This window comes from Nodularia sp. UHCC 0506 (assembly GCF_034931045.1).
In the GTDB taxonomy this organism is placed as follows: domain Bacteria; phylum Cyanobacteriota; class Cyanobacteriia; order Cyanobacteriales; family Nostocaceae; genus Nodularia.
Map to the genome: position 1 here is coordinate 3,939 of NZ_JAYGHH010000046.1, position 10,733 is coordinate 14,671.

Below are 10,733 nucleotides of genomic sequence, written 5' to 3' on the forward strand. Positions count from 1 at the left end.
TATATCCCCCACCGTAAACTGTGCTAGTAACTGTTCTGCTGTTTCACATAGTAATTGGTGATGCTGACCGTTACTTGCCAGTAAACCGCCCCACTGATTAATATCATCTGTATTGTATTGCAACAAATTGCCATCGAAGTGAGTAAACTTACCACCAGCTTCTGTTAAAATTAATTCTGGTGCTGCTATGTCCCAATCTTTAGGGGCAGATTTACCCGATAAAGAAACGTAGACATCGGCCTGTTGTTCTATAATGGCGACAATTTTGCACCCTATACTGCCTACAGATTTGTAGTTTTGACAAGGAAAGTTTTGTAATAAGTAATCTAAAGATTCATTGCGGTGAGAGCGACTGGCAACTACAGTTAAATCTTCTATGGGCTTACCTGAAGATACTTGAATGGGAACAAAGCCATGACGGGTTTCCACAAATGTACCCTCACCTTTTATAGCAAAGTATAGCTTTTCGGTTTCCGGGATGGCAACTACTGCTAATATTGGACGCTTGTTTTTAACTAAAGCGATGTGAATGGCATACTCTCCAGTTTTATCAATAAAGTCTCGTGTACCATCTAAAGGATCAATAATCCACACCCATTCAGGGGATTCTTGATTCAGTTGTGATTTATAGGTTTCTTCGCTGATATAGGCAAAATCTTGATTACCCAAAGCGGCTTGTAACTGATCCAGAATATATTGACTCACCGCTACATCTGCAACAGTGACAGGCTCATTGTGTTTATACTGGATATCTAAATTTGGGTCTTTTGCTGTGCCGTGGTAATAAGACCTAAGTATGTCTGATGCACCCCAACTTATTTCACGTGCGATCGCTAATATTTCTGATAAATCCTGCATTAATTCTGCCTTAATTACTTAACTTAGTCTACTATTCAGCGCTTTCCATCCAACGACGCGTACCAAAAAATTGACAAGAGTTAGCAGCAATTTTAGCAGCCTGTCCTAAAGCATCAGTAAAACTTGCCTGTAAAATATAATGGCAGAAAGCACCGTGAAAAATATCTCCCGCCCCCAGGGTATCAACTGGCTGAATTTGCGGTACATCTACAGTACCAATTTGAGTGGAAGATAAATATTGAATGGGGTTTTCGCCGTGAGTAATTGCGATGTGGGGAATATCAAATGCACTCAGGTAGGTAAATACCTCAGCTTCGGTGTGGCAGTTGGGAGGATGAAAATTTGCTGAACATAGGGCATAATCCACAAAAGGCAAAATTTGCTCAAATCCTGGTTTCCAACTACCACCATCAATAACTATAGGGATATTTTCAGCTTTAGCCATTTTTGCTAGGTCAAGGCTAACTGCCATTTGATGCCCGTCAATTAAGACAATATCAATATCTTGGAGAATATCTGGCGGGATAGATGTTTTACTGGCTTGACTTTTGGCAGCATTTATGGAGATTACAGCGCGTTCACCTGTGCCTTGGGTGATCATGATTGAAGATACAGGTGGTGGTGTAATTATATTAGATTGAAGATCAGCGATCGCTACTTGATAATTAGCCAAATCTCCCCGAATCAGTTGCGTCATCGGATGAGAACCCAACACACCCAAAACTTGAGTTTGATTACCTAAATAACTGAAGGTAACAGCCGCATTGGTAGCGGGACCACCGGCTGCTAAAGTATAGTCAGTAGCGACAATTTTTTGATTATTTCTAGGGGCAGAATCAGCGAGGTAAATGAAATCCAAGGTGATTAAACCCACAAATAACCCACGCTGGGATTTAAGATTATTCATAATTTTTTTATAGAATGGGAATCCTCACTCTTAAAATATTCAGGGCGGGCAAGATGCCCACCCCACAAGATGGATAATTGATTTTATATAAATACTTATTGTCTCATTCATGCAGACTGACCCCAAACCAGGAACACTTTACATCGTCGGGACACCAATTGGCAATCTGGAAGATATCACCTTTCGGGCGGTGAGGATTTTGCAAACGGTAAATTTGATTGCGGCTGAAGACACGCGCCATACAGGAAAATTACTACAGCATTTTCAAATTAAAACACCCCAGATAAGTTACCACGAACATAATAGCCATAGCCGCATCCCGGAATTATTAGAGTATATGGGCAATGGACAGGCGATCGCACTAGTGAGTGATGCGGGAATGCCAGGAATTTCTGACCCTGGTTATGAATTGGTAAAAGCTTGTGTGGAGGTGGGTGTAACAGTTGTGCCTATTCCGGGGGCGAGTGCCGCCATTACCGCTTTAAGTGCAGCCGGTTTACCTACAGATAGGTTTGTTTTTGAAGGCTTTTTACCAGCTAAAGGGCAAAAACGCCGTGAATACTTAGAATTGATTCAGGCAGAATCCCGCACCTTAATTTTCTACGAATCACCGCACCGTTTACGAGAAAGTTTACAAGACTTGGCCACAGTTTGGGGAAGCGATCGTCAAATTGTCCTGGCACGGGAGTTAACTAAATTATACGAAGAATTTTGGCGCGGAACCATTGCCGAAGCGATCGCTCATTATAGCCAACGTGAACCCCAAGGCGAATATACTTTAGTTGTAGCCGGAATTACCGCCAGTCAACCCCAACTCACAGAAGAACAGCTAAAAGCCGAATTACTTCAGATTATCAGTCAGGGAACATCGCGATCGCAAGCTAGTAGGCAATTAGCAAAAATGACTTCATTACCCCGTCGCCAACTTTATCAACTAGCGCTTTCTTTAGATATTAATCCTGAGTAGACCAGCTGCTGCAACAAATAGGAAGTGAAGATTTTTGGTTTTTGTAGCTTGCGTGGCGTAGCCATATTTATTCGTAGAGGTAGGAAACAAGGAACAGCAAACCCTACCTAAGTTTAAGGCTAAAATTACAATTGAAAATATTGATTATGAGGATACAGCAAGAATGACCCAAGTCGTTCTAGGAGAAAATGAAGGTATTGATTCAGCTTTGCGTCGGTTTAAACGCCAGGTCTCTAAAGCTGGTATATTAGCTGATGTCAAATTCCACCGCCATTTTGAAACACCTTCAGAAAAGCGCAAGCGTAAGCTGGTATTAGCCAGACGAAATCGACGCTTTTAATCAACCTATTTCGGTTAGTACTGGTGTTGCTTGAGGGCAGAACCTCGAACAAGCAATAGCACCTGGCTGGATATTTTTATAGAAAATTGTTGAATATACCCCACCCCGATTCAGAGGTGAGGGTATATTACTTTATCAGTTATCAGTTATAGCAACCACCAAAACGGTTAAGACAGTTTAGATTGCTGAAAATCTTGAAATAACTGAGTTTTTACTCAGCACTCAGCACTCCGAACTCCGAACTCCGAACTCCGAACTCCGAACTCAGCACTCAATACTCAGCACTCAGCACTCAGCACTCAATACTCAACAGTGCTGCTATTACAACGATTCATTGCCTTTTCTACTCCCTGTTTAAGACTCAATTCTACACACTCAACCACAAACTGAAGTAAGACAGATATCAGTTGAGTTTCAGCAGCAGAAAATTTTCCTAAAACGTGAGAGATAGATTCAGAGTTATCGCTATCTTTTGGTTTACCAATGCCGATTCGTAAACGTGGGAAGTTTTGGGTATTCAGGTGTGAAATTGTACTCTTCATCCCATTGTGTCCCCCAGCCGAACCAGACAAGCGTAAACGAGTCTTACCCAAGGGTAAATCCATATCGTCATAAATCACCAGCACCGACTCAGGCGGCAATTTATACCAACTTGTCACCGCTTGAATTGATTGTCCAGAGCGATTCATATAAGTTAAGGGTTTGAGTAAACGGATTTTACGGCTACCTGGTGCCATACCCTCACCATACTCACCCTGAAATTTGCGATTTTCCCCTAAAGGAATATGCCAAGAACGAGAGAGTGCATCTATAGCAGCAAAGCCAATATTATGACGTGTTTGGTCATACTTCGGCTCTGGATTTCCTAACCCGACAATTAGTTGCGGAATTACTAAAGATGGTTTCGTAACAGCTTCTGTCATTTTGCCTAAATTCAATTTCTTCGCAGCACTTCACCTAACTCACAGGAGAAGAACTAGCAGCTTTGTAGGGTTTGTTGTCACGTAGCGCAACGCACCATTCTAGATAATCGGTGCGCTAGGACTAAAGTCATAACGCACCCGACTGGCGTGGCAACCTTAAAATAGTGCATTATGTTTCTCTTGTGGAACAGGCAAGATGCCTGTTCTGGGCGGGCTAGAAGCCCACCCCACAATATTTATGCTTATGCACAAAATTAACTGTGTCATGCTACTACCCAAATAAAAAGTTTTTGGACTTGTGTGAACACAGTAGCCTAACTCACAGAAGAAGAACCAGCAGTTTCCTGTTCAGATTTAGCGGCTTCAAGTTGCTTGGTTTCCAGTTCAGCCGAACTTTTCATAGCCTGTTCTATTTGTTCCGCTTCCCGTTTAAACTCGCTTTGAAATTCATTAGAAGCTTCTTGAAAACCGCGCACTGCTTTACCCACACTACGACCAATTTCTGGCAACTTCTTCGGGCCAAAGATTAACAATGCCACTACCATAATTAGACCCATTTCCGGCAGGCCAATACCAAATATATTCATGCGGTTTCTCCTATAAATATACAATGCAGTCAAGCTAGTACAGCGTGGCATAAATCAAGAAACCATTTAAAATCACTCAAAAGCCTGTTTCATGAGTTTTTTTAACTTTTAACTTTTAACTTTTGATTTTTGATTTTTGACTTCCGCCCTGCGGCACTAGGCTCTCCTCATCTATACCATGCTGACTTATTTAAGGCTAACGTTTTTGGTATCAAACGCATAAAAAAACCCGGACAAGCCGGGTACAGGTGCGCTGTATTTAATTAGCCGCCTAAACTGCGCCAATCAACCATTACGTCCTGAATTAACAGAGACTTGTTGTAAACTTGCAGAATAATCAGCAGAAACACGAAAAATAAGAGCATAAAAACACCCATTACAGGCGTAGTACCCCAACCCGGAGCTACCTTACCGTACTCAGAGTTTAAAGGTCTCAGGATATCTCCTAACCTAGTTCGTTGTGCCATAGTTCCCCTAAGATTCAGTTACCAAAGCTTTTTTTCATCTTCTGTAATATTCTACTATCATGAAGCACCTACCTGATAAATTGCGTCCAGTAAAATAAATTGAGTGAGTGACAGCTAAACAAATGTTAGAATGATCAAACTAAAGCACGTAATTGTGCCTATTGAAGCGAAAGCCCAAATAATAACACTCAATTTAATTGCAAATTTATGGAACAATTTATGGCTCTGGAACCCGCAACAGTTATTAGTATTTCCGTTGGCGCTGCCTTAGTCGCTGTTACTGGTTTTGCCATCTATATGTCCTTCGGTCCTCCTAGCAAGCAGTTGGCAGACCCTTTTGAAGACCACGAAGACTAGGGAGGAGTGCTGAGTGCTGAGTGCTGAGTGCTGAGTATAAACCCAGCAACTGTATTTCTCTTAGCAATCAACAATGTCCTCACATATATCAGTAGAACTATAGCTATTTACTGTTCACTTGGAAAGTGACAATTTTTTTAGGCTGTATTATTAAGTTTTGTTGCTCAGATGAGTTAAATTCTAACAAATCTGCTTCATTCCCTAAATACAGTCCTAAATCACTCTGTAAGGATAACTCGGCTATTTCTCCGTGACATTCGTAACACCGCAGGATTAATTGCTGGGGGTTATCTTCAGAGGGTTTGAAGGCCATTAAAATTAAATTTTCAGCTGATAAATTCAGGAAACTTACCCCTTCTGAACTGCTGAATTTTCTGGGATGTATTCCTGGCTGAGTCGTCGGGGGATTAATAATTACTTCTAAGGGAATATTCAACTCATAACCACGCTTGACTGTGTTGGCTGATTCCCAGCTACCTGCGTGGGGATATAAGGCGTAGGTAAATTCATGCCAGCCTCTATCTGTTTCTGGGTCAGGCCAGTTAGGACTGCGTAATAGTGTGAGGCGTAGTTGATTCGGTTGGCTATCATAACCGTATTTACAATCATTGAGTAAACTCACACCGTAAATATCTGGTTCTGTTTCCTTAGTTAAATCAGCCCAACGCAAAGCGGGAACTTCCCATTTTGCTTGTTCTGCGGGTGTTTGGGGTTTAGTTGGGCGACTAATTGCACCGCAGGGAATTTCATAGGTAGCAAAATCTGCTTCTATATTTAAAGGAAACGCGGCTTTCACCATGACCTGATTTTCTTGCCAGTTCACAATGGAGGCAATTTTCAAGATTGGTGAACCTACTTGGAGAATATAATCTTGGCAAAATTCCGATTCACCTAATTGACGCACTACACGGACACGATTTTGGACTAAGCCTTGTTCTAGCCATTGGATAGATTTTAGCTTTGTGGGTGGCAAAGGATGTTGGGCATAATTAGGATCAATATTCCAAGCATCCCAATATTGTCCACTATCTTGGAAGGCTTGTAGTTGATTACCCGCACCAGTTAAAATTTCCCGTTGTTGGATTTTGTCAAATACACTGGCTAAATCTCCGGTGTCAGCATTGACTGTAACTCGTAGAAATTCATTTTCTAAAATCCAGTCTGGAGAAATGGGAAGTTGGGGAGTGGGGGAACTGGGGGAAATCCAAAATATGCGATAGCCAACCGGGGGAATTTCCGTAGCGAGAAACAGCAGCTTTGATGATTCTGATATTTGAGAAATTATGGGTTTTCCGAAAATCTCGTAAACTTGCCAATGTGGGTGAGATGTGGGTAATGTGAGCGATACTACCTCAGAACGCTGCCAATTGAGAGCGTTAAAAATAAATATTGGTTGGGCTTCAGGGTGCGGGGGTGGGGGTAGAATAGTTTGGGATGCGATCGCTAATAAAGACTCTTGTAAAATTTGCGTTCCCACTTGTTCAACTTGCTGCCATTCTGGGAGTGCATCCTGATAAACTTGGGTAATGGAAGAACCAGGTAAAATATCGTGAAATTGGTTAAATAAAACTTTTTTCCAAGCGGTTTCAATTTCGGTTTTCGGATATATCGTCCCACAGCTAACAGTGGCTAAAGTGGCAAATAATTCAGCTTGATATAATAAATCTTCACAACGTCGATTCCAGCGTTTTTGGTCGGCGTGGGTAGTATAGCAACCGCGATGAAATTCTAAATATAGTTCATCATTCCAGGTGGGAAGAGAATGAGTTGCTTTATCTTGAATTTGCTGTAAATACTTTTCTGAGGTGGTAAATTCCATCTCTGGAAAAACGGTCGATTTTTGCCAGCGTCGAGCAGTTTCTAACATATCACGAGTCGGGCCGCCACCGTGGTCGCCGACACCGGGAAGCCAGAGAGAATCTTCTAAGCCGGTTTTGCTTTGCCATTCACAGGCATATTCTGCCATTTTTACCGGGTCAATTCCTTGGCCGATAAGTGCAGACATCACACTAAAGATTTTACTACCATCAGGCGATCGCCACCAAAAAGCGTCATAATCAAACTGGGTAGTATCATTCCACCGCAATTTCTGAGTCACAAAAAACTCAATTCCAGCATTCACAAACAACTGCGGTAAAGTCGCACAAAAACCAAAAGTATCCGGTAGCCAAGCCACAGCAGAAACTTTACCAAACTTAGCTTTTAGATAACGCTGACCATACAGCAACTGACGTACAATCGACTCACCAGAAATTAAATTCAATTCTGGTTCCACCCACAAACCGCCCACAACTTCCCAAACTCCAGCCGCAACCTGTGCTTGAATTTTCGCAAACAAATCCGGGCGATGTTCCTCAACCCAAGCATAAAGCGCCGGAGTAGAGTGACAAAAAATCAACTCCGGAAAATCAGCCTGTAACTTTAGCACCGATTCAAAAGTATTTTGTGCAGCCTTCCAAGTATCACTCACAGGCCAAAGCCATGCTAAATCCAAATGAGCATGACCCAATAAATATATTTTAGGATTTAAACCGCCGATAAACGCCGATAAACGCTGATAAACCTCCCGCAAACCTTTTCCCTCTTCCTCTGCGCCCTCTGCGCCTCTGCGGTTAGTTACTCCCCTCAAACCCTCAACCAAATCACCCAACCTATCCGGTGCAAACCGAGTTAAAAAAACCTGTAACACAGCCAACTCATCAGCCAAAAAGCCCGGATCAGGATTATGATCATTATAAGATTCAAAAACAAGGAGCGATCGCACCAAAGCACCATTATCATGCCCAGGACTCACCAAACGCAAAGCCACAACAAACTCCTCACCAGGAGTCACCCCTTGACTAAGCAGCAATCTTGGCGAACAATCAAATAAATCTCCCTCCAGCACTAACTCCCCATTTACGTAAATTTCAGCCAAATCTGCCCACCAAAGCAACGCCAGGCGCAAAGACAAACCAGCCAATGGATAACCCTGTAAATTTTGGGGAACCACAAACCTTTGCACCAACCAAAGCACTTTTTTGCCACCTGTCCAAGCAATATGTTCCTTAGCATTTAGCTGAACCAGTTGCCAATCAGATAAAGAAATATCAGTAATATCGCAGTCTGATTCCTGGTATAGCCAACGAGATTGAACATTAACTTGACAAAAAGAGCGTAGATGGTCAACAGTTGCCGAGATAAATTGAGTATGGGATTGCGACATGGGCAGAGTCATATTTCCGTTAACATTCTTGTTGGGTGGGAGACTAAACAACTAACAAATCACCATCATGTCTTCTGGTTACTCTGGCCGTTATCAAAGTAGACTACTTAACTTTGTCCACCTGCAAACTCGGCGGTTGACACAACAGTGGGATTACACCTACCGACATTTGCAAGTTGCAACGAAGTGGGGTGTAGAACTATTACTTTACCCCGTATACAGATTATTAAACCCCACAGAATCAGAAGGTAAAACTCTGGAGGGGAAAGAACCCCAAACTCCCCCCACAGTTGATACACCAATTCAACAAGTCTTAGAAGCAGTCAAGAATTTACCCTCTGAGTTAGACGAGACTGAAACCCCCCAAATATCAGCCCCTTTGAAGTTTGTGGGTTTTTTGTGGTCAAAACTTTTTCGTCATCCCCCTACCAGACCCTTAATTTCCGAAGATTCGCCAGAAAATATTCAGCCATATTTGCCAATCATGCGCGGAATTGCCACAAATTTGGTCAACCGAAATTTGGTACTTGTCACCGCCGAAAATGAAATTTTGGATATTTTGACACCCCAACAACAGGCAAAATTAGCAGACAGGATTATTGGTGAAGTTGGTAATTACTGGCATTCTTGGCAGTTAGCTGCAAATAAATCACAGAGTAAATTACTACAAAAAATTGACAGGATTTTAGGAAAACTTACTGGACACAGTTCAGTTAATATGCTGTCATTACCTGAAAGCACAACCAAAAATTTACTTAATACTGATAAATTAATTGGATTTTTAGACGCATCTATTGCCAACTGGGAAACCAAAGCTTTATTACCCATACAACAGCGCAGCCAGGAAATTATCCGAGTTGTCCAAACTCAGCTAAATATATTTGTTTATGGTAAAGCACAGGTAGCTGCTAGAGGAAATATAGCGGTTAATACTGATAGTTTAGAAACTCCAATATTAAATATTCCGGCTTTAATTGAAGCTGCAATTAATTACTTTTTTGGAGTTGGTAAAGATAAAAAAATTGCTCAGGGAAATAGTCCTGGAGAATCACGATATAATTTACCCCATCATCGCCGTTTCCAGAATAAAAATTTAGCCAAAGATGCTTGGTTGAATTTCGGTGATTTGTTTGGGAACTCTCCTATTTCATCTCAAAACTTGGGTGAAAGTCAACCAAAAGCCAAATCTGGTTGGTTGCAAAAGTCAAACTCCAACCGCCATCTCACCCAAAATCAAAAAAATTCGGTAAAATCCGCTAAAAAACCGAATTCTCAAGCCATAACCGAGAATAGTTATCATAGTCAAGTTGAGTTACAGCCTGATTGGATAGACGTTGAAGCAACTTTCATCGGCTATGAGAAACATCCTTTAGAGCAACTTCTAGAGTGGCTTGATCATGCTATACTCTGGCTCGAAGAAATTATCGTGAAAGTTTATCAGTTTTTACAAAGGTTATGGCGTGGTAAGTAAGAGTAAACTATCCATCATACGCGTAATAACTGTTTACAATTCACTGATTTAATTTGTGTGTCACAAATTGGCATTCTAGTTACTATAATTAATTCTTATGTTTCAAACTTAGATATTGGAACTTAATTTTTTTTAGTACTATTGGTGGTTTTTTGCGTGAAAATTATTGTCTACTGTAAATACTTCAACTTTAAAAATCCACTAGATAAACCAAAACAGGAAACATTTGTGGTTAACTTACCGCAAATTCCCAAGATTGGAGAAACAATTATAGTTGAAAGAATTTCTCCTCAAAAACAGTTTGTGATTATTTTTGAGTACATTGTGACAGCAGTACAGTTTAATGCTTCGAGGGAATCGAGTGATGCTGCTGACGCTCAAATTAGTGCATCTTTGAACCACTGTTGGGAAGGAACATCAAATTTCAAAGTGGATAACTTTTTAGAGAAATAAGTATTTCACACCATTTTTTTTACACGTGTGTGCCGAATTTCCTTCCTTCTTCCTTCTTCTCCCAAAGGGAGACGCTGCACTAACGTGTACTTTGTGTACTTTGTGTACTTTGTGGTTCGTTCCTCTTACATAGTAAAGACGCGATTAATCGCGTCTCTACAAATAGAAAGAATTAATTACGGCTGGCTGAAGAACTCT

General features: G+C 41.3%; 11 protein-coding genes. 5 read left to right on the forward strand and 6 right to left on the reverse strand.

Annotated features, from left to right (window positions below; genetic code table 11):
- On the reverse strand, positions 1-858 hold an 858-nt coding region (locus tag VB654_RS20030; RefSeq protein WP_323215561.1), incomplete at its 3' end, for a 3'(2'),5'-bisphosphate nucleotidase CysQ family protein.
- 31 nt (positions 859-889) lie between these two features.
- Entirely contained in the window at positions 890-1,765 is an 876-nt protein-coding gene (locus VB654_RS20035; protein WP_323215562.1) for a sugar kinase, read from the reverse strand.
- 109 nt (positions 1,766-1,874) lie between these two features.
- On the opposite strand from VB654_RS20035, the gene rsmI reads away from it, so the two are divergent.
- Positions 1,875-2,732, forward strand: a complete 858-nt coding sequence (gene rsmI, locus VB654_RS20040) for a 16S rRNA (cytidine(1402)-2'-O)-methyltransferase (protein ID WP_323215563.1) — start codon at positions 1,875-1,877, stop codon at positions 2,730-2,732.
- 163 nt (positions 2,733-2,895) lie between these two features.
- A complete protein-coding gene (gene rpsU, locus VB654_RS20045; protein ID WP_323215564.1) occupies positions 2,896-3,072 on the forward strand; it encodes a 30S ribosomal protein S21 in 177 nt (58 codons plus the stop codon).
- 299 nt (positions 3,073-3,371) lie between these two features.
- On the opposite strand, the gene pth is transcribed toward rpsU, so the two are convergent.
- From pth to psbH, 3 genes are all read right to left on the reverse strand, one after another.
- Positions 3,372-3,995 (reverse strand): aminoacyl-tRNA hydrolase, encoded by a 624-nt coding sequence (gene pth, locus VB654_RS20050; RefSeq protein ID WP_323215565.1) that lies wholly within the window; start codon positions 3,993-3,995, stop codon positions 3,372-3,374.
- Between the two features lie 314 nt (positions 3,996-4,309).
- Positions 4,310-4,582 carry a TatA/E family twin arginine-targeting protein translocase gene (locus VB654_RS20055; RefSeq protein ID WP_323215566.1) on the reverse strand — a complete coding sequence of 91 codons (273 nt, stop codon included), beginning with the start codon at positions 4,580-4,582 and terminating at the stop codon, positions 4,310-4,312.
- A 263-nt stretch (positions 4,583-4,845) separates the two neighbouring features.
- Entirely contained in the window at positions 4,846-5,049 is a 204-nt protein-coding gene (gene psbH / locus VB654_RS20060; RefSeq protein WP_323215567.1) for a photosystem II reaction center phosphoprotein PsbH, read from the reverse strand.
- A 225-nt stretch (positions 5,050-5,274) separates the two neighbouring features.
- Between psbH and psbN the strand changes: the two genes are divergently transcribed.
- Positions 5,275-5,406, forward strand: coding sequence for a photosystem II reaction center protein PsbN (psbN, locus tag VB654_RS20065; RefSeq protein WP_323215601.1), 132 nt, complete (start codon positions 5,275-5,277; stop codon positions 5,404-5,406).
- 103 nt (positions 5,407-5,509) lie between these two features.
- Here psbN and VB654_RS20070 read toward each other — a convergent pair whose 3' ends face one another.
- Positions 5,510-8,623, reverse strand: a complete 3,114-nt coding sequence (locus VB654_RS20070) for an alpha-mannosidase (RefSeq protein ID WP_323215568.1) — start codon at positions 8,621-8,623, stop codon at positions 5,510-5,512.
- Positions 8,624-8,678: 55 nt separating this feature from the next.
- Between VB654_RS20070 and VB654_RS20075 the strand changes: the two genes are divergently transcribed.
- Entirely contained in the window at positions 8,679-10,082 is a 1,404-nt protein-coding gene (locus VB654_RS20075; RefSeq protein ID WP_323215569.1) for a hypothetical protein, read from the forward strand.
- Between the two features lie 228 nt (positions 10,083-10,310).
- The gene (locus tag VB654_RS20080; RefSeq protein ID WP_416235701.1) at positions 10,311-10,535 is read left to right on the forward strand and encodes a hypothetical protein; all 225 of its coding nucleotides are present in this window, start codon (positions 10,311-10,313) and stop codon (positions 10,533-10,535) included.
- Positions 10,536-10,733 lie beyond the last annotated feature (198 nt).